The sequence below is a fragment of the Alteromonas sp. 4NH20-0056 genome (assembly GCF_057539655.1).
Genome location: NZ_BAAJLS010000001.1, coordinates 54157 through 77942, shown reverse-complemented (window position 1 = coordinate 77942; position 23786 = coordinate 54157). Strand labels below are relative to the sequence as shown.

Sequence of the window (23786 nt, the reverse complement as noted above, 5' to 3'; positions counted from 1 at the left end):
TAGAACATTGTTGTGATGTGTATGCGGCTTTGAACGGGAAGAAAACACTTACTACAGTGGATTGGCTATTTTCTTCTCGGTTTCATCGAAATATTACGCCGCTTGTTATGAGGGGACGTTATTGTAAACGACGGATTCGTATAGCATTAAATAGAAAGGAAAGAACATGTTCTCTACACTAATACAACTTTTTGAGGGTAGCAGTAAATCGTCAGGGCACACGACAGAGCACACCGTATCTCTTGCCACTGCGGTACTGCTTAGCGAGGTGATTCGTGCTGATGCACAAACGAAAGAAGATGAACTAAAAGCGTATAAAACACAGCTTTACTCTCAGTTTACGTTGAGTGAGCAAGCACTTTCTGCACTAATGAGCGAAGGGCGCTCCACAGCTAAAGAAGCGACTGACATGGTTCAATTTACGAAAGTGATTAATGAAAAATGTGATAGTGATGAAAAAGAAGCTGTGGTAGAAGGGTTATGGCGTGTGGCGCTGGCCGACAATAATATTGCGCCAATTGAAGAACATATTATTAGACGTATAGCCGATTTACTTTACGTACCGCATAGCGTATTTATACGCGCAAAGCTGAAGGTAATAGACGAGAAGGCTTAAGGTAAGTCGCTCGACATATTTTATCTTACGAATAATACAAATCTTGTACCTGACAAAGACGATGCCATTTGAATGATGAGAGTAAGGAGTCCTGTGGTTAAGACGTTGAAGATGCCAATCATCACCCTAATCTCCGTTTTCGTTACGTTAATAACGTTAATTGTGTTGTGGATATCAATCGCTGTCACCCAAGCTAATTACAAACAGTTGTATCAAGAGGATATTTCTTATTTTTCTAAAGGACTCGCGGCGGCGACTGCGGATTCAATGGGATATGGTGAGTTATCCGAGCGTGATAAAGCGCTTGTTCGGGCGCAGCTATCAACGTATCGATACGTAAACTCCATCACATTTTACACCGCACAATATGATCTCATCGCAGCTTTTGGCGATGCACCAGAAACGTTGGCATCTGGACCAATCCCACCGCAAGGTGTCACGCTGTTAAATGACAAAGTAATTGCACATGAATTTATTGGCGATAGCTTATATCCTGAAGGCTATATTATTGTATCGGCAAATATTGAAGCGTCTGTTTCAAAAGCAACACGTGCGTTGCTGCTGCGTATTCTACCCATTTCCCTTGTTCTGTGGCTTATCATTATTGCGTTAAGTATTTATGCGATAAAACGACTCTTTAAACCATTGGCTTCATTGAATGCGTTTACGCAAGAAGTATTACAAACCAAAGATTTTGCACTTCGACATCATTACGACAATAAAGGGGAACTTGGCTTATTGGGGGGGAATATCAATCATTTGCTCGAAATGATTGAAGTTGAACTTCTCATAAATTACGAACAGAACCAAACTCTGATTGATCAGCAAGAAACCATGACCCGCCTCGCGAATTTCGATAGTTTGACCGGTTTGCCAAACAGACAATTTGTGCTCGATAACCTGCGGTTAGAGTTAGCGAGAGCTAAACGCAATGATGAAGACTTAATATTATTATTTTTTGACCTAGATGGATTCAAAGGGATCAACGATTCACTTGGTCATGAAACCGGTGATCTTATTCTTATTGAGGTCGCAGACCGCGTCAGCGGCTTATTAAGAGAAGGCGATCTTGTCGCGCGTTTAGGGGGGGATGAGTTTCTTGTTCTTCCCGATAGAGATACGCGAGACGGGAATATAGAAAGTGTTGCTGTTCGATTAATCAATTCGTTTTCTGAACCCTTTACACTTCGTGGGCTGTCACTGACGGTTGGTGTGAGCATTGGAATAGCGCGAGCGGCTGACGCTAATTACGATTTAAGTGAGCTTATGAGTAACGCTGACTTGGCCATGTATCGTTCAAAAGCGAGAGGCAGAGGAAGTTACACAATATTTACCCCCGATATGGTCGAATCGCATAAACGGAAGCTGCACATTGCCAATGCTATTGAGCAGGGGTTGCGCGAAGGCCAATTCATAGTGTACTACCAAGTGAAAGTAGACCAAAGCCGAAAAGTAACGGGGCTAGAGGCGTTGCTAAGATGGCAGCATCCCGAGTTTGGTTTCATTATGCCTAATGAGTTTATTCCCATTGCCGAGCAAGGGGGAAAAATATCCTCCATCACCCAATGGGTTATTCAGCAGGTATGTCGTGACCTTCCCACTATTCACGAATGGATTAAAGGGCGTTTCAGGGTATCGATTAACCTATCAGGGCATGACTTAAGAAACAGCAAGTTGTTTGACTCCATTCATGAGACCTTTTTAAAGGCGAGGGTAAACCCAGAGTTTGTCGAGTTTGAAGTAACAGAATCGGCCTATCTGGAGAACTTTATAACCTCTAACCGCTTCTTTAAACGTCTCAGCAATATGGGGTGTGCAATTTCTTTGGACGACTTTGGTACTGGATATTCATCATTAAGTTATTTAACGCAAATCAGTATCGATACCTTAAAAATTGACAAGCAATTTGTAAGCGATTTGGCCAATTCAGAAAGAAGTCGATTAGTAACAGGGGCTATCATCGACTTGGCAAAGCGCCTTTCACTGACGGTTTGTGCGGAGGGTATAGAAAACGAGTTGCAATGGAATTATATGGTTGAGCATGGTTGCGATTATGTTCAGGGCTTTATGTTCAGTAAACCAGTGCCATTAGAAACGCTAATTGAATCTCCGCTGCAATACCCTGATTTTATTGCCACAGATGAGTAATGCTTAACGGGCACTACTATGCCCGTTGAACGCTTACTTAATATTGATATACATAGTTTACTTGCCACACGTCACTTTCAAATGAGAACTGACCAAATCCCGAGTCGACATTTCTTTGTTCACTGCTAGAGTAACTGACCTGTAGCGACGAGCGTGTATTAATGAAATGCTTAGCAAAAATGCTATATGAATCAGTATCTCCCATTACATTAATACCCGCACCAATACTAGTAAACTGGTTGAAGTAATAAGCGCCGCCAAGATTAAGCGTATCATCTGAGAAAACGTCATCGTCAAAAACACTGAGGTTCGCATTAAGAACAACATATCGTCCACCAGACAGCGAACCAAAATACTTTGTTCGAAGTTGCTGCACATTCAAATCTTCATCTGTGTTATACGAGAAGCCAACATAGTCTTTACCATCAAGTTGCATTACATAATCGGCCGTAAATTTGAAAAAAGATTCATCAGAATCAGTTAAACCACTTATCCCATCACCACTTGTATTGGAAATAGATAACTTAATGTCTTTTGTGAGAAAATAGCCTAATCCTACCGTCAGAATCTCAGTATCGCTATCTGACGTGTATACAGCATCACCAAAGACTACCCAATCATTCGCTATGTATTCCCCACCTATCAAATACTGGCGGTTCCCACCATCGCCAAGTAAGCCTGCACTGACAGAGCTTTGCTGAATAATATAATCAAATTCATTTAGCGGGCCTAAAGATGGTCGAGGATCAAAGAAATATGTTCCACTTACATTCCATATATTGTTGGTGTCTGATGTTGTTTGTCCATCTTGGGTGAGCGAACTCTCATATGATAATAGGCTTGCGCTGATAAAGGTTTGGTATTCTTCTGCGCACGCCTGTTGAGTGAAAAATAAAGTGGCTGCGGTGGCTGAAAAACGAAAAAAACGAGTAAGCATTTTAGTCCTTTAAAAAATTGAATGTTGCGATGATTAATTGTTTTTTTGTAATGCCATTAAGCCTATAAGAAGTTTGCTGAACGGAGTCTGAATGAGCATGCATTGTTATTTTATAAATTGCCCATAAATTTAACAGATGAATACGACGTCACTCAAAAACAGTATGTTAATCACCGCGTTCGCCGTGGGTTTTATTTGGTGCTTTAAAGCTTTCGAACTCAATTTCAACGTCGACCTAAGTTGGCTCGGGGTTTATCCTTTAGCCCTGCATGGTTTGGTTGGGATCATAACGGCGCCCCTTATCCACGGCTCGTTAGAGCACATTTTCAACAACACGCTGCCCATGTTAGTACTTGGCTCATTTCTCATCTACGGTTATCCGAAAACACGTTGGCGTGTGTTAACCACAGTGTGGTTACTATCTGGTATTGGTGTATGGCTGTTTGGGCGCGAAAGCTATCATATTGGCGCTAGCGGTTTAACCCATGGTGTATTTTTTTATTTATTTGTAGTGAGTATCTTCCGCAGAGACAAACGCTCAGTCGTGCTTATGATGGTTGCTTTTTTCATGTATGGTGGAATGACGATGAGCATATTTCCCCGCCAAGAAGGGATATCGTTTGAATACCATTTATTCGGTGCTTTGGCTGGTGTACTTTGTGCTTGTTTATGGCATTCGCTCGATCCAAAACCGGCGGTTAAGGTCTATTCTTGGGAACTAGAACCTAAATCGGAAGACCCTGTTATCGGCGATCAGTGGCGCCTTAAAGGGCAATCTGAAGGTGGTGAGGAGAATATACAAACAGTGCATAAAGAAAAGGAAAGCATGAATGACCAACGTTAAACCTAATGCATTCGAATTGCTGCTACGAGTCCGATATGCCGAATGCGACCCTCAAAATGTTGTATTTAACGCAAGGTACGCTGACTACGCAGATTTAGCGGCAACTGAGTTTATGCGAGCGTTAATAGGGGGGTATCAAGCATTAACAAACAAAGGCTTAGATAATCAGGTCGTTAATCTTAATATATCATGGCAAAGCTCAGCTAAATTCGACGACATATTGTGCGTATCGGTGCATGTGAGCAAGGTTGGCAATACGTCTTTTACGATGCAAATCGACATGCTGAATTGGCAAACTAAACAAGCTGTCGCATCGGTTGAAATTGTTTATGTGATGGTCGATTCGCTTACGTTCGAAAAGAAACCCGTACCTAATGAATTTAAAGCAACGTTATTGCACGGAGCTCCAGGAAAAACGATGAACCTAGCAGGTGTTGAGCTTTCATAGGGAAAATAAGAAAGGTTCTAGCGGCCTACGCTAGCCTATCTGACTGATAATCCTCGTCGCCCTTATCTATCCCTTCATATCCAACTCAGTAACTGACTCCTCTATATCGGTTTTGGATTTTCTACATAGCTTTCAATACGTTTAACATTCCTTTTTTTGTATTCGTAGAGAGGTAGGGAATCGGATTGTTGGCCGTCTAGCAAAGAGTACAAACTTTCTAATATCAATTTGTACTGTATATTTATACATGATATAACGGTAGCGAATCCCAAGTCCATACAGTCTATACATTCTGGCCCTTTTAGGCCTTTCGCTCAAAATTGACAGGTGTTAGGTATTTGCTTAGAGAAAGTAGTAATTTGCTATGCACGATAAACTGATACAAAAACTCGAAATTCTTTCAGATGCAGCCAAGTATGACGCTTCTTGTGCAAGCGGTTCTGCGGGTAAAAGAAAGGCGGGCAAGACCGACAAAACGGGTATAGGTTCGCTTACCGGTGGTTCGGGAATATGTCACAGTTTCACACCTGATGGTAGATGTGTTTCTTTACTAAAAATTTTGATGACTAATTACTGTATCTACGATTGTCACTACTGCATAAACAGAGTGTCTAGCAGTGTTCGACGGGCACGATTTAGTGTTAAAGAAACCGTAGACCTAACGCTTAATTTTTATAAGCGCAACTACATCGAAGGGCTATTTCTTAGTTCAGGCATTGTTGGCTCACCGGACCTAACGATGGAAAGTATGGTACGTATTGCCAAGTCTTTACGCCTTGACCATGGGTTTAAAGGGTATATTCACCTTAAAACTATTCCTAACGCATCTCCCGAGTTACAAGAGGAAGCTGGTTTGTACGCCGATAGGTTAAGTATCAATGTAGAGATGCCGACGCAACCATCTTTAAATAAGTATGCACCGGAAAAAGATCTGGGGGCTATTCATGGGTCAATGAACACGCTCAAAGACAAAATTGCTGAGCACAAGACGGATAAAACCTATTCGGGTAAACGCCTGCCACGCTTTGCGCCTGGTGGACAGTCTACACAGATGATCATCGGCGCCGATGACTCTAATGATAAAGTTATTTTGGGGACAAGCGTAAAACTTTATAGCCAACAAAAACTTCGCCGGGTTTATTACTCGGCGTTTTCGCCAATACCTGATGCGTCTGAAGTGTTGCCGTTAAAGCCTGCGCCGTTAATTCGCGAGCACCGCCTCTATCAAGCTGACTGGCTGTTGCGTTTTTATGGGTTTACCCTTGATGAGATTGTGTACGATGACATGCTTGATATGGATTACGACCCTAAGCTTGCGTGGGCACTACGCAATCGCCATATCTTTCCGATTGATTTAAATAAAGCCGACAAATTGATGTTGTTACGGGTACCGGGGCTCGGAGCACGAACGGTGCAAAAAATTCTGGCTATTAGACGGCATACAAAGCTTAATTGGATAGATCTTACTAAAATGCGCTTACCACTTAAAAAGTTAAAACCCTTTATTAGTGTAGGCGACTATGCCCCCGATATTCACTTACTTGATAGTAATAATTTCGAACTTCAGTTCAAACAGCCGAAGCAGTTTGAGCTATTTAGCGCTTAAATGAAGTAGCTGTGACATGGAAACCATTACAATTAACTCAGTGCCTGGTTTTGACGAATGGCGCATGGCTGCAAGAGGGTGTTTAGCCCACGCTATTCCTCCTGAGAATATTATTTGGCAAAGTGCCCAATCAGTTCAAGACGACTTATTTGGTCACAGTCAACAACCCATAGCGGCCACAAACCCGCAGACACAGTATGCTATTCCCAAAGCGGTACTCATGCTTTTCAAATATGCGTTGTGTCATAGCGATGCTCATCGTTTCGCATTGTGTTATCGGGTGCTATGGCGGGTGATGTTTGAAAACAAACATTTAATTCGGTTAAAAACTGACGACGATATAATGCAGCTTATGACGCTAGCCAAAGCAGTAAAGCGTGATGCCTACAAGATGAGTGCGTTTTTAAGGTTTAGAGAGGTTAAGCTTGATGATAATGAGCATTTTATCGCTTGGTATGAACCTGAACATTTTAGTCTAGAGTTAAAACTCGACTTTTTTCAAACCCGCTTCAAAAATATGCGATGGTCTATACTCACGCCGTATCGTGCGGCTCATTGGGATATGGAAACACTTACGTTAGAAGATAATCCTGATTCTAGTGTGGTTCCTGATGACGATCACATCGAAAAATATTGGCTTACTTATTACGCTAATATTTTTAACCCCGCCCGTATCAAAAAAGACGCTATGCTAAGTTCAATGCCCAAGAAGTACTGGAAAAATATGCCTGAAACGTCACTAATTGACGAAATGATAAAACAGTCAGACGCCAGAGCGCGCAAAATGATCACAGATGGGAGAAAATAAACTCCCATCTAGTTTATCCCTCTTCGGGCAAGCCGATATGGACTTGACCTTTAGCGTAGTCCATAGTTAATACGAAGTGCTTAAGTATGTCGTAGCCTAAAATGCCTTGCTGCTTTTGAGACTTTCGAAGCGTACCAGAAATACTCGACTGTTTTTCAATAACAATTGACTGCCCTTCTGCTGGAAAGCTTACTAAAACATTTTCGAGTGTATAAGGGCCAAAAACTAATTCAGGCACGCGGGTCGATTCTGTTACCGCCATTGAAGTAGCCCCCATTGCCATTGAAGACGACGTCACTTTATCGATTAGGCCTAAGCTTTCAGCATAGCTTCGCTCGATGATTACACCGCCATTGTTACCGGTATCAAGTAATGCCCAAAATGACTCGTCATTACCTAAAGCAACGCGGACTAAAGGCTCTCCGCTACTGCGCTGACTTTCTGCACGGATATTTTCAAACTCACTTAAATTCATTACATCTCTTGTCATTACGCGCAGGCGGTTGTTGGGGTAATCAATTTGAACAATAAATTGGCTAAAGAAGCCGGAACCTAATAACAAGCCAGTAGAATGATGACCGAGCGAGAGTGGCGGAGCACCGTCTAACTCCATATCTACACCAAATATGGAAAGCGATATACCGTTGAACTTATTGAACACCTGTTCACCAAATATACCATCAACCCTTACTTTTCCGCCTTTAGTGAACGTAAGATTATGCTTGCCTACAAACGCTTTATTAATGGCATTTAACTGTGCACCGGTGTCGAGAATGGCAAAGGTATCAATACCTTCAATTTTAATCGGAACTTTGATATGACCGTTTTCTAACTTGAAGTCTACCCACTCAGTAATACCTGCAAGGCTTGTTAGCGGTGAAAATAAGAATAGAAAAAGAAGAAAGTGAATGACTGCTTTCATACAAAATCCTTTTGTATTGGTTGGGTTTAACCTAGCTTTTAGGAAAATAGTTATTTAACTTGCTTTGTAAATTATCATATTACCGACGAGTTCTGAACAAAACATTATTCAGGCGTTGAGCGCCGTGCCTGTGACAAGTACAGCTGCCGAAGGGCATTGAGTGTTACCTTATTGATTGCCCCTCCGTTTTTTTAACTATGCCGATATGATGTAGCCTTCCACGCAGGATGCGAAGCCAAATTAGCCATTGAAGTAGTGTCTCCTCCTGAATATGGGAGAAATTCTTACACGTTTTGCCTTAAAAAGTGTTACTTTTTAGCTACGCTTGTATCTTGCTCGTTGCCTTTTTTTTATTTATGTCTTTGAAATTGATGAATAAATTAATTTTGGCAGGGATCTCGCAATATACTCTGCAAAGAAGTAATGGATTTACTAATTGCAACCTTGCGGAGAATTCAAGATGAAACGTTTAGAAAAGTTTTTTTTAGTATTATTTACTGTTGCAGCAGTACAGGCAATTGCAGTGGCTGAGGCGAATGCAACGGTAGCGCAGTCGCTCATGGATGAATTGGATGTCAACGAAGATGACTATATATCGCTAAAAGAAGCGGTGCGTCACATCGAGCTACTAAGAAATTTTGGGCTTATTGATGACAATGAAGACGGTAAGCTAACTGAAACTGAATTGTTATCAAGTAAACGAACGCCAACTAACAAAATTGCACGGGCTAATAATCATTAGCTCCACTGCTAGGGTTATTCATTGTACGAGGAATAAACACTGAAAAATACAGTCTCACTGAGCGAGCGATTACTGCAGCTTGGGTCGCTACGCCAGTTAACGTTTGCGAGTTTTTTCCTAGCGCTTATCCCCCTTGCAGCCTTGCTTTGGCAAAGTCAAAGTGACCTTGTAAAAGTGGGTAAAATGACAACGTTAGAAACGCGTTTTGTTGTTAATGTTGTCGGCGAAATGCAATCGTTAGATACCGCAGCCGTTGATGTTGAGCGCAGTATTCGGCAGTTCGTGGTGATCAGAAACGAGCAAGTTGCCGCCTTGTCTGACACCGCTTTAGAACAATTCACAGTTGCGGCTGACAACCTGTGCCATTCTTTAAATGTCCCTTCAACCTGTCAGCAGTTATCGTTATATATCGGCCAACTGGCCGAATATAGAGTTATTGAAGACCAGTTATTACTAAACGCTTACCTCGCGTCTATTAATCGAAGTGTGACACAATTGCGCCGAGATATGGAAATGCTTATCGCAGAGCGCGTTGCGTTGCAGCAAGAAGACTTAAACACCATGCAAGCAAAGCAAGCATGGTCGACTGCGATGTTGGTAAGCGTATCATTACTGTTGATTTTACTGGGAAGTCAGTTAATCGTTAACCCAGTTAATAAATTAAAACGCATAATACGCGTAGTGGCGCATTCTAAAGGGGAGTTGCCCGAATTATCACGCCGTGCACCTCGCGAACTTATCGACGTTGAACGTGATCTTCATTGGCTTCACGATAGGTTGCAGCAACTAGAGAATATTCGTACTGCGTTGCTAAGGCATGCTGCGCACGAGCTTAAAACGCCCCTTGCGAGCATAAAAGAAGGGTGTAGTTTGCTTAGTGAGAATGTAGTCGGAGAATTGAATCAACAGCAACGAGAGGTGATGTCGTTACTGACAGCCAGTACCCAGCGCCTGAATACATTGGTCGAAAAGTTACTAGACTACAATCTCTTGCTTCAACAAGCACAGCCGAAAATTGAGCGTGCCGATCTTAAAGCAATGGTCGACGCATGTCTTGAAGATTATGCGTTGGCAATTCAAAATAGGGAGGTGTCGGTAAACATTGAGCATCAGTATGCTCAGGTTGATGAAGAACTGTTTAGGCGTATTCTTGATAATTTACTGTCTAATGCCGTTGCCCATGGCGCTGTCGGTCGGCCCATTGATATTCATATTTTTCTAGACGGCAACCGTGTCATTCTAGATGTAGCAAATCGTGGTCGTCGGATTGCGAAAGAATCCGTTCCTGCCTTATTTGAGCCATTTACCCGCGGCGCTGAGCCGCGTAATGATAACGTTATAGGAACGGGCCTAGGATTATCGATTGTTGCTGATTGTGCGCGTTTAATGCACGGCGATGTATCTGTCATAGATGTTGACTACGCCGATGTTTGTTTCCGGGTATCTTTACCCCAGTAGGTCTAAAAAATAATGAAAATACCAGTTTTAGTTGTTGGCTTGTTGATGTTGTCGGGGTGTAGTGTTTTATCAAGTATCACCGGCAAGATGTCAGGCGAAGAACAAATGTCGCAGGATACTAATAGGATAGATACTGCTGAACTGTGCGTTGTTGCGCCGGAAAACGCTAGCCTCGAACATAATTGTGATATGGCATATTGGCTTAACGTTTGGTTGGTTGCCGATGAGACGCCGTGGTTGGAAAGAAAGCAGTCGCTGTCGTTGTTAGATAACAGCGTGCATGACACGTTGTTGCGCTATTTCCTTACCTTGCCTAATGATACGCCTTACCAAGAAAGATTAGGCGCGCAGCTATCGATAGATGCTATGGAATCAAAAATGACCCCCGCGTTCGTTCGGATTGTTCGTACGGTAGCAACACAGCAGAACAAACAACTTATGGAGTTAGAGTCGGCACTGAGCGTATTGGTTAAACAAAACGCCACACTTTCCAATGAGATGTCTGCGTTAACGACACAACTTCAAGAACAACAGAAAAAAATAAATGCGTTGTTAAAAATAGAGACAACATTGATGGATAAAAGCAGGAGCAGTAAGTAGTGAGCGAGATGTTAAATGAGAAACCACAGTTATTGTTAGTTGATGACGACGCCAGTTTATTACGCTTGCTAACCATCCGCTTAGAGGGTGAAGGGTTTACTGTTACAGCGGTAGAAGACGGCCAAAATGCACTTCGAAAACTACAGAATAATAACTTTGATGTTGTACTTAGCGACTTAAGAATGCCAGGCCTTGATGGGCTAGCGTTGTTTGAGCAAATTATGGGGATAAGGAAAGATATCCCCGTCATTCTAATGACGGCGCATGGCACCATTTCTGATGCGGTTGCTGCCACGCAACGAGGCGTTTTTGGTTTCCTACCCAAACCGGTAGATCATGACGAACTTCGCACACTATTGCATAAAGCATTGAGTCAATCTCAGGCTGCACAGCCAGGGGATTGGGCAAAAGCAATTATAACGCGCTCTCCTGACATGCTGAACGTTCTGGATCAAGCGTTCAGAATTGCGCAGCGTGAAGTCAGTGTGCTTATTTCAGGGGCAAGTGGTACGGGCAAAGAATTGCTGGCAAACGCCATTCACAAGGCGAGTAATAGAAAAGACAAACCTTTTGTAGCGATAAACTGCGGTGCGCTTCCAGAAAACCTTTTAGAATCTGAATTATTTGGCCATGCGAAGGGGGCATTTACTGGCGCAGTTACGGCACACCCAGGCTTGTTCAAAGAAGCGGATGGAGGCACACTGTTCTTAGATGAAATTGGCGATATGCCGATGACACTTCAAGTTAAATTACTGCGTGCACTTCAAGAGCGACAAATTAGGCCTGTTGGCAGCAGCAAGCAGGTTGATATCGATGTACGTATTATTTCTGCTACCCACAAAGACTTACACAAAGAGATGGAAGAGGGGACGTTTAGGGAAGATTTATATTATCGTTTAAACGTTGTCAATTTGAAGCTCCCAGCCCTTAAATCACGTAGCGAAGACATACCACTTTTGGCAAGAGCGTTGTTGCAACAAAGCGGTCAACGCCATGGTGTTAACGTGTCGCAGTTTTCCGATGATGCGATGCAGCAATTGGTAAAGTCGTCATGGCCGGGTAACGTGCGTCAGTTGGTTAATGTTGTAGAGCAATGTGTTGCACTAACACAAACGCCGGTGATCCCTCTGCATCTTGTAGAGCAAGCCCTCTCTGCTACCAAGCAAAGCTGGCCGACACTCACGGAGGCGCGCGATGCATTTGAGCAACAATATCTACACAAGCTACTGAAAATGACAGATGGTAATGTTACCCGCGCGGCAGATTTAGCGGGAAGAAATCGTACCGATATGCATAAGCTAATGAAAAAGCACGATTTAGACGCGGGTGATTTTCGTTCTTAGGCTACACTGTATTACGTGTGCATATGTACTATCGGCTGTATGTGCTTAAACAAAATATGTGCAGCCTATTGCACGGGGGATACCCTCGCATAATACGTTTTTATTTTACGCTTAGTCTTTGACTCTTTTTAGGGATGGGCGTGAACGGTACTTAAGAGCAAAATTCACATGGGAATACGTAACGACGCGGTTCATTTATTGTTTGAGCAATATAAGCTAACTTACGATAAAGACAATGAGCTTACTAGCCTCTCAAGCGAGGCAAGTATTACGAATTTGTGGGATAAAATTATTCATGAATCTCACATTTCATCGCAAGAATTGTGTACGCGCCTTTCGTCACTGTTTAATATACAAGCCTATCTTGGTGATATTCATCCTCCCGATAAACTGTTAAAGAAAGTCCCAACTAAAACGCTTCTGCGATTTCATATTGCGGTGAAGGGAATAGAAAATGATGAACCGGTCATCGCCACCGCTAACCCTATTGACGCTGAGTTGCTCGATGCGCTGTCTTTTATTTTTGGTACTCACTATCAGCTAGTGATCGCCGATCCCCATGCGATTACTCGTGCTATCGAGTTCGCCAAGCAGGGTTCAGACACCCCCAATTTACGCAAAAGTAGCGTTAGTTTAGATAGCGCAAATGAATCAGGGTTAAGTGACGATTCTATCCCAAGTTTAGCAAAGACATTAATGAAAGAGTCGGTCATACAGCGTGCGTCTGATATGCATCTGCAACCCTTTCTTAATGGTTCTGTCGTACGAATTAGAGTTGATGGCTTATTAAAACGGCTGACCTTGGTGTCTAACAGTGTTGCTGATGGCCTCATAAGGCATATCAAGGCTAAAGCGGAAATGGATACTACGGCTAAAATGCTACCACAAGACGGTAGGATGCTGGTCGAGCTTGAAGGCCGTGAATATGATCTTCGTATCTCTACCTTGCCCGTGGCCGATGGCAAAGAGAAATTGGTTATACGCTTTTTAAATCGACAGTCGGTGTACGCGTTACCAGAAATTGGTTTCTCACTTGACGAGGTTCACACGGTTAGAAGGCTCGCCGCGAAGCCTTCGGGCGTAATACTTGTATGCGGTCCTACGGGGTCAGGGAAAACAACAACGCTTTATTCAATATTAAACACATTAAATGATGAAACGGTCTCAATTATGACCGTTGAAAATCCAGTCGAATATCAAATGCAGGGGCTAAGTCAGACCGAAGTTAACGAAAAAGCGGGTATGACATTTGCGAGGGCGTTAAGAGCTATCTTGCGACAAGATCCCGATGTGCTTCTGATTGGAGAAATAAGAGACGAAGAAACCGCACAAATTGCTATGCAGTCTGCGCTTACTGGCCACCTTGTATTGTCAACGCTTCACACCAATGATTCGTTAAGTTCAATTCCTCGCTTGCTCGATTTAGGCGTGAATCCAATTATCCTCGCTGAGTCATTAGCAGGCATTATGTCTCAACGACTACTGCGTAAACTTTGTGATGATTGTAAGTGTAAAGTGCAAGAAGATACTCCTCTGTCACATGCGTTTAAAGCACTAACGCATGTGTCGCAGGCTTACAAAGCAGTAGGTTGTCAAAAGTGTGAATTTACGGGTTATAAAGGGCGGACCGTCGTTGCTGAGATTATAGAGATAAGCCAACAGCAAAGAGAGCTATTGTTAGGAGGAGAGCAAGATATATCGAAATTTAAAGCCGCTATGCGAGGTAATTTCAACTCTCTCTCAATGTCTGCATCACGGCTCATTATTTCAGGCATTACCACCGCAGCAGAGGCCTACCGGGTTATTGGCCAACAATTTTGGTATGCGCTAGCCGATGAATATGGCAATGAACTTCCCGATTTAAGTACACTTTATGAAGAAAGTGACCAGAAAAATACTAATCAGAATACGGTACTTATTGCGGGTTCGCAGTGCGAAAAAACGCATGCGCTCAATCTTGCGCTCACTAGCAGTTGGTTAAAAGTATTGTTAGTAGGCAGTCCAAAAGCTGCTAATGAGACACTTCATGCTAACGATAACATTGAGTTGGTTGTACTTGAGGTTGATGAAGACTTGAGCGATGAAGGTGTAATAGACTTTGTTGCTCGATACCGGCGTGAAATTGCATGGGCTCGAATTCCGGCACTTATCCGTTTGCCAGCGAATAAAGCACATTGGAAGGCTATATTAATCAAAGAAGGGGCAACATCTAAATTTGTTAGTAAAGATGAAGATGTTACCAAAACAGTGCATACGATACAGGCTGCTATCAGCCATAATGCTGATTTCCGTTGGGGAATAAACGCTAATGACGATCAGTAAAACACGTAACGTATTGCGTTACTAAACGCGCTAAAAAAACGTAGCGGGTTTACGCTATGTACCCCGCTATTGCAACTTGAATGACGATTAAAGCAAATGTTGCTGTTCGTTATGGCGTAGCCTGTGCAGAGTGACATGATGCCGGCAATAGTTCAGCTTTCAACGCGCCGGTGTCAACCTCGTCTACTATACATTCCCACGAAATTCGTCCGTCGCTGTCGGCTCTCCCGACAAAAAAGAACGTCATATTGTATTCACTATACTCATCGCCAAAACTGGTTAAATCCATAATGGGTACGAGTGTACCAATGTGCTTTTTATCCACTACTTGACCAGGTATACCCGTTGTCCATTTTAACTGGTTTATTAAGTCAAAATCTGGAAACCGAATAATGCCTGCGTCGCTTCCTTTTTCTGGCATTTTGTCATGGGTAATGTAGTACAGTTCGATTTTAATACGTTCTTCATCTAACAGACTAAAGGCTTGAGATAGCGTAGAGGTGAGTCTGTAGTTTTGATAAATAGGCATCGCTATTGCTGCTAGGATACCGACAATCGCAAGCGTGATGAGTATTTCTATTAACGTAAAGCCCCGTTCGTTTTTTTTCATATTGATATCTCTGCCAATGTATAACTGAATCCTAGTACAAAATTACCGCTTTTGTCAGAAAACACCATTGGACTTAAGTGTGTACTCTTGCGCGTTAAAAAAGCGTGTCTTGCTCAGGCTGCGCTTTAATCGATAGATTAGGCACAGCGCGCTCGCTGTGGGCTTGATTGTAAAGATCAATAAATTGTTGTGCTAACCACGGTGCATCTTTGTTATCCGGGCGGTGACAAAAAAAGTATACGCTCTTGCCTTCACGTCGCCATTGATCGACCTTGCTCACCCATGGGCGAAGGCACTGTAAGTTATCCTCGTCATTATCGTTGCCCACGAATCGCACGACTGGCGTTAGCCCCGTTGCAATTACATTAACTGGCACTCGCGGCTTTTTACTTCTTACTTCCGCTAACATCTCGCTATCGCACGGGCCTGTGAACAACGCCCGAGTGTCCATAATGACTCTGTTGGCATTGTGCGCTATTAATAGTTGATTCAGCTTTTTTTCGTCATCACCTTTTTCAAAAAAGCTAAGATGCCTTACTTCAACGGCAACGTTAAGCCACGGAGGCAGTTGCGATAAAAAACGGTCTAATACGGATAGTTTGTTAGGGCCAAAGCCCGCCGGTAATTGAAGCAACATAACACCTAATTTGTCTTTAAGGGGCTGCATTAAATTTAACTGCTGCTCAACGTCTTCTTGGCAGTGTTGGAGCTGTTTGCGATGAGTAATCGTCTGATGAAACTTGAAGGTAAAGGAAAAGTCATCGGGTACCGAGGTTGCCCACCTTAACGTAGCATCTTCATGAGGCAGTGAGTAAAAGGTGGTATTGCCTTCCACGGTATTACATTCTTTTGCGTAAGAAATAAGCTGCGTATCGCTTTTGGGATAATGCGCAAACCACGTGCGTGGCCAAGAAGGATGCTGCCACATCGGTAGCCCAATATGTAGCTTACCGACGATAGAAGTGGAATTTGTATGTATGTTGCTATCTTTCTGCATATTTGTCATTGGGCTTTACGACGCATTTGTTTATACTATGCGGCCTTTAAATCATTACAGAATGCATGTTGTTACCACGATGCGAAATCCGCATCATTGTAGAGCAATAAGTTTACCTGACAAGGGTGAACGCGTTGTCTCGGCAATACTAAACATTCAACGTGCAGAGCAAGACAATATATCAGGGGTCAAGGACCATGCGCACAGATTACTGTGGGAATATCGATTCATCATTTGTTGGACAAGAAGTTACGCTTTGCGGTTGGGTAAATAAGCGTCGCGATTTAGGCGGTGTTATTTTTATCGACTTACGTGATCGCGAAGGTATTGTACAGGTTGTGTTCGACCCAGATTTACCCGATGTACTAAATATTGCTAATACCCTGCGGGGCGAGTTCTGCGTGTCGTTAACGGGTAAAGTGCGTGCGCGTCCAGAAGGGCAAATCAATAAAGACATGCGTACTGGCGAAATTGAAATTTTGGGTACGGGTTTAGAAATCATCAACAAGTCTGACGTATTGCCACTTGATTGGAACCAAGAAAACTCAGAAGAGCAGCGCTTACGCTATCGCTATTTAGACTTGCGTCGCCCTGTTATGAGTCAGCGCCTTCAGTTTCGCGCAAAAGTAACCGGTGCGGTTCGTCGTTTCTTAGAAGAAGACGGGTTTCTTGACATAGAAACGCCCATCTTAACGAAAGCGACTCCAGAAGGTGCTCGTGATTACCTTGTTCCTAGCAGAACGCACAAAGGTGAATTTTTTGCGCTGCCACAATCTCCGCAATTGTTTAAACAGTTGCTAATGATGTCGGGAATGGATCGCTACTATCAAATCGTTAAGTGTTTCAGAGACGAAGATTTACGTGCAGACCGACAGCCAGAATTTACGCAAATCGATATTGAAACTACATTCCTTGATGCCGAAGGCGTAATGTCGATTACCGAACGCATGATCCGCGACCTATTCAACAAAATGCTTGATGTGGATTTAGGTGACTTCCCGCGTATGACCTACGCAGAGGCAATGAAGCGTTATGGTAGCGATAAGCCTGACTTACGTAACCCGTTAGAACTTACTGATGTTGCAGACTTACTAGAGTCTGTTGAGTTTAAAGTGTTCAGCGGCCCTGCGACAGATCCCAAAGGCCGCGTCGCCGTTATTCGAGTTCCAGGCGGTGCCTCGTTATCTCGCAAGCAAATTGATGAATATACTAAGTTCGTTGGGATTTACGGTGCGAAAGGACTTGCTTGGATAAAAGTTAACGATATCGAAGCAGGGCAAGACGGACTTCAGTCGCCTATTCTTAAGTTCCTAAACGACGACATCACCACGGCTATCTGTGAGCGCACGGGGGCTGCGTCTGGCGATATACTATTGTTTGGTGCAGATAACGGAACCGTAGTCACCGAGGCGATGGGCGCATTGCGCTTAAAACTAGGTGAAGACTTCGACTTACTTGAAGGCGAGTGGAAGCCGTTATGGGTTGTAGACTTCCCGATGTTTGAAGAGTTCGATGGACAGCTTCATGCTATTCACCACCCATTTACTGCGCCACGAGGTTTAACGCCAGAGCAGTTGAAAGCCAATCCAGCAGAAGCCTTGTCTGATGCTTACGACATGGTGCTTAATGGGGTAGAGCTTGGTGGTGGTTCAGTGCGTATCCACAACGAAGAAATGCAGTCTACGGTGTTCAGCATTTTAGGCATTGAAGATGAAGAAGCTAAAAACAAGTTTGGCTTCTTACTGGATGCACTTCGATTCGGTGCGCCACCGCACGCTGGACTAGCATTTGGACTAGATCGTCTAGTAATGTTGATGACGGGTGCTACGTCTATTCGTGATGTGATGGCGTTCCCTAAAACAACGACAGCAGCATGTCCGCTAACGTCTGCACCTAGCCCTGCTAATCCGCAACAGCTAGAAGAGTTGGCCATAGCGACGGTGAAAAAGCCATCTTAATCTATGACGTATAAAAAGCCAGAATCAGCGCTTGTGGTGCTGTACGATCAGCACTATAGAGTGCTTTTACTACAGCGCCAAGACGATCCTACGTTCTGGCAGTCTGTCACGGGGGCCCTTGAAGACGGTGAAGAACCGATTCAAACGGCCTACCGTGAAGTGCGTGAAGAAATTGGTATTGATGCAAAAGCACACGGTTTCGAAATAAACAACCATCAAAAACAGAATCGATACGAAATTAGGCGTCGGTGGTTGCATCGTTATCCTCCTGGCACCACGTTTAATATCGAACATGTCTTTTCTCTTCAGATAAACAGCGATATTCCCTTGGTACTCACTGAACATTTGCAGTATGAGTGGGTATCGAAACATGACGCACTATCGCGGTTGTGGTCACCCTCAAATAAAGAAGCGGTATCAATGTTTGTACCGAGTGTGGCTTAATGGTTATACTGGGTATAGATCCAGGTTCTAGGGTTACCGGCTACGGTTTAATTACGCGCAAGCAAGGTAAATTAGTTTATGTAGCCAGCGGCTGCATAAGGGTAGGCACTACCGATTTACCGTCAAGACTTGCCAATATATACACCGGAATTAGCGACATTATCCGTCAATTCGGGCCGGCGCAATTTGCGATTGAACAGGTTTTTATGGCAAAAAACCCCGACTCTGCGCTTAAATTAGGCCAAGCGCGAGGAGCAGCTATCGTAGCAGCTACACAGGCTTCTCTACCCGTCGCTGAGTACAGTGCAAGGCAGATAAAGCAAGCTGTAGTGGGTAAAGGCAGTGCAGACAAAACGCAGGTTCAGCATATGGTGAAACACTTACTGAATTTAAGCGGCACGCCACAAGCCGACGCCGCAGATGCACTCGCGGTCGCACTTTGCCATGCGCACACCGAGCAAAGCCTAATTAATATGGCTGGGCAGGCTCGAAAAACCGTTCGTGGGCGATTGCGGTAACCTTTAGTTCCAATTTTCCGTTATTACCTTTGTTGTGAAAATACCAGCACAGGGTTAGAAAGAGATAATTCATGATTGGACGAATTCGCGGTACGTTGGCAGAAAAACAGCCTCCAGAAATTCTTGTAGATGTAGCCGGAGTAGGCTACGAAATTCATATGCCTATGACTAGCTTCTATCAACTACCAGCCGTAGGTGAAGAAGTGGTGGTTTATACGCATTTTGTGGTAAGAGAGGATGCCCAATTACTTTTCGGCTTTGCTGATAAAATGGAGCGCGGGTTATTTAGAGAGTTGATAAAAGCGAATGGTGTTGGACCCAAACTAGGGCTAGCCATTTTGTCTGGGATGTCAGCATCTCAGTTTTTGGTTAGCGTGCAACATGAAGATGTATCAGCTTTGGTAAGCCTTCCAGGAATAGGTAAAAAGACGGCCGAACGTTTGGTGGTCGAGTTAAAAGACAGGTTAGCGAAGTTTGGCAAAACACAAAGCATTACCCTGCCAACCCCAAGTGGCGATTTACTCTCAGGCAGTACTATTGTTACAGTAAACGATGCAAGAGAAGAAGCGCAGAGTGCACTTATTGCGTTGGGGTATAAACCGGCTCAAGCAAGTAAGCTGGTGGATAGCGTGTATACCGATGGTATCCAAAGCGAAGCATTGATAAGAGAAGCATTAAAAGCAGCAATATAACCACATTGCTACTGAGCATAAAATAATTATGATTGAAGCCGACAGACTCATTACCCCAGACGCGAGCAACGAAGACGAAGTCATCGATCGTGCAATACGTCCTAAAATGCTGGATGACTATACCGGTCAGCCTCATGTGTGCGAGCAAATGGAGATTTTCATTCAAGCCGCACGTAACCGAGACGATGCGTTAGATCATCTGCTTATTTTTGGTCCGCCTGGGCTAGGTAAAACCACCCTTGCAAACATTGTTGCCAACGAGATGGGAGTGAATATTAAAACCACTTCCGGGCCTGTACTTGAAAAAGCCGGTGACTTAGCCGCGTTACTCACTAACCTTGAACGCAACGATGTGCTTTTTATTGATGAGATACATCGCCTTAGTCCAGTGGTAGAAGAAATCCTTTACCCTGCTATGGAAGACTATCAACTCGATATTATGATAGGTGAGGGGCCTGCCGCCCGCTCTATAAAACTTGATTTGCCGCCATTTACATTGGTTGGAGCCACCACGCGAGCGGGCTCGTTGACATCTCCTCTTCGAGATCGTTTTGGTATTGTTCAGCGCTTAGAGTTTTATTCTGTAAAAGATTTAACCACTATCGTCGCGCGTAGCGCAAACTATCTTAACTTAGACATGAGTGGCGATGGCGCGCAAGAGATTGCCCGTCGTTCACGGGGTACACCTCGTATTGCGAATCGATTGTTACGACGCGTAAGAGATTATGCAGAGATTAAATCTGATGGCACCGTAGGCGCTGATGTGGCGGCTAAGGCGTTAGACATGCTAGATGTCGACCGAGAAGGCTTTGATTACATGGACCGCAAGCTACTGTGTACCATTATTGAAAAGTTTGATGGTGGGCCTGTAGGGCTAGACAACCTGGCTGCTGCTATTGGCGAAGAAAAAGAAACAATTGAAGACGTTATTGAGCCTTTCTTAATCCAGCAGGGTTTTTTACAGCGCACACCCCGAGGCCGAATTGTATCTCAGCGTGCCTACCTTCACTTTGGCTTTACGCCTAAATCATGACCTGATACCACAACATATAGGCCTGATTTTAGAGCCTAATTTACTTCACTTTATTTTAGGCAAAAAAAAGCCCGCTCATTGAGCGGGCAAAACAACAAGTGTTGAAGGAAATAAATCCAGGGAACTCATGTCTAACAGGAGAAAACTCTTGCATAACCGTGCTTCGCACCATCATGCTCTGTATGACTGATGGCGCGTATTATAGGTAGCTTCGAAAAACTTACAATTGAGGAAAATTGTATTTTCACATTAAAAAAACTAATGCGTTAACTGCTTGTTAATTATATATAATGAAATTATTAAGCACAGCGTTTTTAATGTGATTAAAGCCAGTTGTTAGGCTTGTATATCTGTGATTTTAGCGCTTTTATTTTGCCTTATAGATTAATTATATTGAGATAAAAGGAATAGTTATGCATAAACACACAGTGAGAGTGTATTACGAGGATACCGATGCAGGTGGGATTGTATACTACGCAAACTATTTAAAGTTTATGGAAAGAGCCAGAACCGAGTGGTTGAGAGGGCTTGGTTATGAACAAGATATTTTGATGGAACAATCTGTCGCCTTTGTCGTCAAACACGTTGAAATGCATAACTATGCGCCAGCACGGTTTAATCAGCTGTTGAGTATTGAATCGCAGGTTGTAGAATTAGGGGGCGCTAGTTTGGTATTCAAACAAATTATAAAAAATGAGGAAAACGCTACGCTGGTGGCAGCCACCATTAAAGTAGCGTGTGTTAGTCTTGATTCTATGAAGCCTAAAAGGCTACCAAAGACATTGTTAGGGGAAATATCGCGTGTCATCTGATCTTACGTTTATAGGGCTTTTTCTGCAGGCTAGCTTCGTTGTACAGCTTGTCATGTTACTTTTGCTTGGTGTGTCGATAGCATCATGGACATTTATCTTTCAACGAAGCAAGGCGCTCTCTGCTGCGCGCAGTGAAATGCGTCAGTTCGAAGATAAATTCTGGTCTGGTGCGGACCTTAACAGGTTGTATCAAGAACTCTCTGCACGAACCAATTTAGATGGAATGAGTAGTATTTTCTGTGCGGGTTTCAAAGAGTTTGTTCGTTTAAGAAAATCAAACACCAGTACAAACGGCATTGTTGATGGCGCGTATCGTGCGATGAGAGTGTCGATGTCTAGACAGGTTGAAGAGTTAGAAAGCCGTTTACCGTTTCTTGCTACTGCTGGCTCTATTAGTCCGTACATTGGCCTATTTGGCACGGTATGGGGAATAATGAATGCGTTTATCGCATTAGGTGAAGTACAGCAAGCTACGCTTGCGATGGTTGCCCCCGGTATTGCAGAAGCGCTTATTGCGACAGCCATCGGCTTGTTTGCTGCCATTCCGGCAGTAATTGCTTACAACCGCTTCAGCCATCAGGTTGAAAAAGTAGAAAACAGCTATGGCAATTTTATGGAAGAGTTTTCTGCTATTTTACAACGTCAGGCTGCTGCCTCTGTGGCTCAGCAACCCTCTGTGTAATCATACAATTATTACTAACGAGGAAACGTTATGTATGTAAGAAAACGCCGTAGGCCGGTATCAGAAATTAATGTTGTGCCATACATCGATGTAATGTTGGTGCTACTGATCATATTTATGGTAACTGCACCACTTATCTCTCAAGGGGTGAAGGTTGATTTACCTAAAGCCAGTGCTAACCCTATTGAACAGGAAGATAATCCACCGCTTATTGCATCCGTCGATGTAAAAGGGCGGTATTTTCTTAACGTTGGGGACAGTCAAGATAGCCCGATAGAAGCTGATGAGCTTGCCGCTTTGGTTCAGGCGCAGCTGCAAAAAAATGAAAATACGCCAGTTGTGGTGAAAGGCGATGGCCAAGTTCCTTACAACAAGGTTATCCAATTGATGGTGCTATTGCAGCAAGCAGGGGTGCCGTCGGTTGGGTTAATGACAGATCCTGTAGAGCCTAATTAAATGACATCGATGTCGGCATCTGTTTACAAATCGTTAGGTGTACACGCCGCTATTGCACTAGTGTTGCTAATTAGCGTCAGTTTTTCTCATGAACCACTTCCTTCAACGCCGTCTAATGCGCCAGTTATCGAAGCGACCTTCATTGATGCCCAAGCTATTGCCGATACAAAGCGTGCGCAAGCACAAGCTGAGGCACAAGCAAAAGCTCAGGAAGTCGAGCGTCAAAAAAAGGCGGAAGAAGCGGCAGCACAGAAACGCCGCCAAGCCGCAGCAGCAAAGAAGGCAAGAGAAAAGCGTGAAGCTGAAGAAACCAGAATAAAGCAACAGAAAGAATTGGAAAGACTAGCGGCACAAAAAGAAAAAGAACGCAAAGCGCAGGAAGCGAAAGCGAAGGCAGATGCTGAACGTAAGAAAAAAGAAGCGGCCGAGCGTGCCGAAATGGAAAGGATTATGCAAGAGCAGCTTGCGAAAGAACAAGCTGAACAGCAAGCCCGTAGGCGACAACAGGTGCTTACTGAGGTAGAGCGCTACCAAGCGCTAATTAAGCAAACGATTGAACGAAACCTTTTTGCTGACGACAGTTTTAAAGGGAAGGTATGTAGGCTGAATATTAAGTTAGCAACAACCGGTTATGTAACGAGTATACGAGTACTAGGCGGTGATGCAGCACTCTGTCAAGCCGCAGAAAGCGCGGTTCGACGGGTGGAAGAACTACCAATCTCCGATGCGCCAGATGTGTATCAGCAGCTAAAAGATATCAATTTAAATGTGGAACTGTAGTGTAATGAAG

At 43.6% G+C, this 23786-nt stretch carries 24 protein-coding genes; 20 read left to right on the top strand and 4 right to left on the bottom strand.

Features of this window, described 5'->3' with window-relative positions; all coding sequences use genetic code 11:
- Window positions 1–166: 166 nt before the first annotated feature.
- Together AC27EZ_RS00385 and AC27EZ_RS00380 are read left to right on the top strand one after the other, a co-directional pair.
- Window positions 167–616, top strand: coding sequence for a tellurite resistance TerB family protein (locus AC27EZ_RS00385; protein WP_487133425.1), 450 nt, complete (start codon window positions 167–169; stop codon window positions 614–616).
- Between the two features lie 93 nt (window positions 617–709).
- Window positions 710–2764 carry a putative bifunctional diguanylate cyclase/phosphodiesterase gene (locus AC27EZ_RS00380; protein ID WP_487133424.1) on the top strand — a complete coding sequence of 685 codons (2055 nt, stop codon included), beginning with the start codon at window positions 710–712 and terminating at the stop codon, window positions 2762–2764.
- Window positions 2765–2801: 37 nt separating this feature from the next.
- Here AC27EZ_RS00380 and AC27EZ_RS00375 read toward each other — a convergent pair whose 3' ends face one another.
- Window positions 2802–3701, bottom strand: coding sequence for a putative porin (locus AC27EZ_RS00375; protein WP_487133423.1), 900 nt, complete (start codon window positions 3699–3701; stop codon window positions 2802–2804).
- A 136-nt stretch (window positions 3702–3837) separates the two neighbouring features.
- On the opposite strand from AC27EZ_RS00375, the gene AC27EZ_RS00370 reads away from it, so the two are divergent.
- The 4 genes from AC27EZ_RS00370 to AC27EZ_RS00355 all read left to right on the top strand — a co-directional run bounded on the left by AC27EZ_RS00370 (window position 3838) and on the right by AC27EZ_RS00355 (window position 7407).
- Window positions 3838–4545, top strand: coding sequence for a rhomboid family intramembrane serine protease (locus AC27EZ_RS00370; protein WP_487133422.1), 708 nt, complete (start codon window positions 3838–3840; stop codon window positions 4543–4545).
- Window positions 4532–4993 carry an acyl-CoA thioesterase gene (locus AC27EZ_RS00365; protein WP_487133421.1) on the top strand — a complete coding sequence of 154 codons (462 nt, stop codon included), beginning with the start codon at window positions 4532–4534 and terminating at the stop codon, window positions 4991–4993. Before AC27EZ_RS00370 ends, AC27EZ_RS00365 begins: the two co-directional genes overlap by 14 nt.
- A gap of 364 nt (window positions 4994–5357) precedes the next feature.
- On the top strand, window positions 5358–6599 hold the full coding sequence (locus AC27EZ_RS00360) for a putative DNA modification/repair radical SAM protein (RefSeq protein WP_487133420.1): 1242 nt from the start codon (window positions 5358–5360) through the stop codon (window positions 6597–6599).
- A gap of 16 nt (window positions 6600–6615) precedes the next feature.
- On the top strand, window positions 6616–7407 hold the full coding sequence (locus AC27EZ_RS00355) for a TIGR03915 family putative DNA repair protein (RefSeq protein ID WP_487133419.1): 792 nt from the start codon (window positions 6616–6618) through the stop codon (window positions 7405–7407).
- A gap of 13 nt (window positions 7408–7420) precedes the next feature.
- Here AC27EZ_RS00355 and AC27EZ_RS00350 read toward each other — a convergent pair whose 3' ends face one another.
- Window positions 7421–8329, bottom strand: a complete 909-nt coding sequence (locus tag AC27EZ_RS00350; protein ID WP_487133418.1) for an aspartyl protease family protein — start codon at window positions 8327–8329, stop codon at window positions 7421–7423.
- Window positions 8330–8789: 460 nt separating this feature from the next.
- Here AC27EZ_RS00350 and AC27EZ_RS00345 point away from each other — a divergent pair, with 460 nt between their 5' ends.
- From AC27EZ_RS00345 to AC27EZ_RS00325, 5 genes are all read left to right on the top strand, one after another.
- Window positions 8790–9071, top strand: coding sequence for an EF-hand domain-containing protein (locus tag AC27EZ_RS00345; protein ID WP_487133417.1), 282 nt, complete (start codon window positions 8790–8792; stop codon window positions 9069–9071).
- Between the two features lie 72 nt (window positions 9072–9143).
- The gene (locus AC27EZ_RS00340) at window positions 9144–10529 is read left to right on the top strand and encodes a sensor histidine kinase (protein ID WP_487133978.1); all 1386 of its coding nucleotides are present in this window, start codon (window positions 9144–9146) and stop codon (window positions 10527–10529) included.
- Between the two features lie 12 nt (window positions 10530–10541).
- Window positions 10542–11129: a hypothetical protein gene (locus AC27EZ_RS00335; RefSeq protein WP_487133416.1), complete on the top strand. Its 588-nt coding sequence runs from the start codon at window positions 10542–10544 to the stop codon at window positions 11127–11129.
- Between the two features lie 8 nt (window positions 11130–11137).
- Window positions 11138–12472, top strand: coding sequence for a sigma 54-interacting transcriptional regulator (locus AC27EZ_RS00330; RefSeq protein ID WP_487133977.1), 1335 nt, complete (start codon window positions 11138–11140; stop codon window positions 12470–12472).
- A 168-nt stretch (window positions 12473–12640) separates the two neighbouring features.
- On the top strand, window positions 12641–14794 hold the full coding sequence (locus AC27EZ_RS00325; RefSeq protein ID WP_487133415.1) for a GspE/PulE family protein: 2154 nt from the start codon (window positions 12641–12643) through the stop codon (window positions 14792–14794).
- A 109-nt stretch (window positions 14795–14903) separates the two neighbouring features.
- Here the strand turns inward: AC27EZ_RS00325 and AC27EZ_RS00320 are convergent, their stop codons facing one another.
- Window positions 14904–15404: a prepilin-type N-terminal cleavage/methylation domain-containing protein gene (locus AC27EZ_RS00320; RefSeq protein ID WP_421134106.1), complete on the bottom strand. Its 501-nt coding sequence runs from the start codon at window positions 15402–15404 to the stop codon at window positions 14904–14906.
- Window positions 15405–15498: 94 nt separating this feature from the next.
- A complete protein-coding gene (locus AC27EZ_RS00315; RefSeq protein ID WP_487133414.1) occupies window positions 15499–16410 on the bottom strand; it encodes a DUF72 domain-containing protein in 912 nt (303 codons plus the stop codon).
- A 188-nt stretch (window positions 16411–16598) separates the two neighbouring features.
- On the opposite strand from AC27EZ_RS00315, the gene aspS reads away from it, so the two are divergent.
- From aspS to tolA, 9 genes are all read left to right on the top strand, one after another.
- Complete coding sequence (aspS, locus tag AC27EZ_RS00310) at window positions 16599–18359, top strand: aspartate--tRNA ligase (protein ID WP_487133413.1); 1761 nt, start codon at window positions 16599–16601, stop codon at window positions 18357–18359.
- A 3-nt stretch (window positions 18360–18362) separates the two neighbouring features.
- Complete coding sequence (nudB, locus tag AC27EZ_RS00305) at window positions 18363–18803, top strand: dihydroneopterin triphosphate diphosphatase (RefSeq protein ID WP_487133412.1); 441 nt, start codon at window positions 18363–18365, stop codon at window positions 18801–18803.
- Window positions 18803–19321: a crossover junction endodeoxyribonuclease RuvC gene (ruvC, locus tag AC27EZ_RS00300; RefSeq protein WP_421134110.1), complete on the top strand. Its 519-nt coding sequence runs from the start codon at window positions 18803–18805 to the stop codon at window positions 19319–19321. Before nudB ends, ruvC begins: the two co-directional genes overlap by 1 nt.
- A gap of 71 nt (window positions 19322–19392) precedes the next feature.
- A complete protein-coding gene (ruvA, locus tag AC27EZ_RS00295) occupies window positions 19393–20013 on the top strand; it encodes a Holliday junction branch migration protein RuvA (RefSeq protein ID WP_487133411.1) in 621 nt (206 codons plus the stop codon).
- Window positions 20014–20041: 28 nt separating this feature from the next.
- A complete protein-coding gene (ruvB, locus tag AC27EZ_RS00290) occupies window positions 20042–21046 on the top strand; it encodes a Holliday junction branch migration DNA helicase RuvB (RefSeq protein ID WP_487133410.1) in 1005 nt (334 codons plus the stop codon).
- A 413-nt stretch (window positions 21047–21459) separates the two neighbouring features.
- The gene (gene ybgC, locus AC27EZ_RS00285; RefSeq protein ID WP_487133409.1) at window positions 21460–21858 is read left to right on the top strand and encodes a tol-pal system-associated acyl-CoA thioesterase; all 399 of its coding nucleotides are present in this window, start codon (window positions 21460–21462) and stop codon (window positions 21856–21858) included.
- Window positions 21848–22540, top strand: a complete 693-nt coding sequence (gene tolQ / locus AC27EZ_RS00280) for a protein TolQ (RefSeq protein WP_421134114.1) — start codon at window positions 21848–21850, stop codon at window positions 22538–22540. Before ybgC ends, tolQ begins: the two co-directional genes overlap by 11 nt.
- 30 nt (window positions 22541–22570) lie before the next feature.
- Window positions 22571–22996 carry a protein TolR gene (tolR, locus tag AC27EZ_RS00275; RefSeq protein WP_421134115.1) on the top strand — a complete coding sequence of 142 codons (426 nt, stop codon included), beginning with the start codon at window positions 22571–22573 and terminating at the stop codon, window positions 22994–22996.
- On the top strand, window positions 22997–23776 hold the full coding sequence (gene tolA, locus AC27EZ_RS00270; RefSeq protein ID WP_487133408.1) for a cell envelope integrity protein TolA: 780 nt from the start codon (window positions 22997–22999) through the stop codon (window positions 23774–23776). It abuts the gene before it with no gap.
- Window positions 23777–23786 lie beyond the last annotated feature (10 nt).

Bases quoted from the DNA above. Each gene is read 5' to 3' on its own strand.
- ybgC (WP_487133409.1), top strand. From the start codon at position 21,460: ATGCATAAACACACAGTGAGAGTGTATTACGAGGATACCGATGCAGGT.
- AC27EZ_RS00350 (WP_487133418.1), bottom strand. From the start codon at position 8,329: ATGAAAGCAGTCATTCACTTTCTTCTTTTTCTATTCTTATTTTCACCG.
- ruvA (WP_487133411.1), top strand. From the start codon at position 19,393: ATGATTGGACGAATTCGCGGTACGTTGGCAGAAAAACAGCCTCCAGAA.
- AC27EZ_RS00365 (WP_487133421.1), top strand. From the start codon at position 4,532: ATGACCAACGTTAAACCTAATGCATTCGAATTGCTGCTACGAGTCCGA.
- ruvC (WP_421134110.1), top strand. From the start codon at position 18,803: ATGGTTATACTGGGTATAGATCCAGGTTCTAGGGTTACCGGCTACGGT.
- AC27EZ_RS00330 (WP_487133977.1), top strand. From the start codon at position 11,138: ATGTTAAATGAGAAACCACAGTTATTGTTAGTTGATGACGACGCCAGT.
- ruvB (WP_487133410.1), top strand. From the start codon at position 20,042: ATGATTGAAGCCGACAGACTCATTACCCCAGACGCGAGCAACGAAGAC.
- AC27EZ_RS00355 (WP_487133419.1), top strand. From the start codon at position 6,616: ATGGAAACCATTACAATTAACTCAGTGCCTGGTTTTGACGAATGGCGC.
- AC27EZ_RS00335 (WP_487133416.1), top strand. From the start codon at position 10,542: ATGAAAATACCAGTTTTAGTTGTTGGCTTGTTGATGTTGTCGGGGTGT.
- tolA (WP_487133408.1), top strand. From the start codon at position 22,997: ATGACATCGATGTCGGCATCTGTTTACAAATCGTTAGGTGTACACGCC.
- AC27EZ_RS00370 (WP_487133422.1), top strand. From the start codon at position 3,838: ATGAATACGACGTCACTCAAAAACAGTATGTTAATCACCGCGTTCGCC.
- AC27EZ_RS00315 (WP_487133414.1), bottom strand. From the start codon at position 16,410: ATGACAAATATGCAGAAAGATAGCAACATACATACAAATTCCACTTCT.
- AC27EZ_RS00385 (WP_487133425.1), top strand. From the start codon at position 167: ATGTTCTCTACACTAATACAACTTTTTGAGGGTAGCAGTAAATCGTCA.
- AC27EZ_RS00375 (WP_487133423.1), bottom strand. From the start codon at position 3,701: ATGCTTACTCGTTTTTTTCGTTTTTCAGCCACCGCAGCCACTTTATTT.
- AC27EZ_RS00360 (WP_487133420.1), top strand. From the start codon at position 5,358: ATGCACGATAAACTGATACAAAAACTCGAAATTCTTTCAGATGCAGCC.
- tolR (WP_421134115.1), top strand. From the start codon at position 22,571: ATGTATGTAAGAAAACGCCGTAGGCCGGTATCAGAAATTAATGTTGTG.
- AC27EZ_RS00345 (WP_487133417.1), top strand. From the start codon at position 8,790: ATGAAACGTTTAGAAAAGTTTTTTTTAGTATTATTTACTGTTGCAGCA.
- AC27EZ_RS00320 (WP_421134106.1), bottom strand. From the start codon at position 15,404: ATGAAAAAAAACGAACGGGGCTTTACGTTAATAGAAATACTCATCACG.
- AC27EZ_RS00325 (WP_487133415.1), top strand. From the start codon at position 12,641: ATGGGAATACGTAACGACGCGGTTCATTTATTGTTTGAGCAATATAAG.
- aspS (WP_487133413.1), top strand. From the start codon at position 16,599: ATGCGCACAGATTACTGTGGGAATATCGATTCATCATTTGTTGGACAA.
- nudB (WP_487133412.1), top strand. From the start codon at position 18,363: ATGACGTATAAAAAGCCAGAATCAGCGCTTGTGGTGCTGTACGATCAG.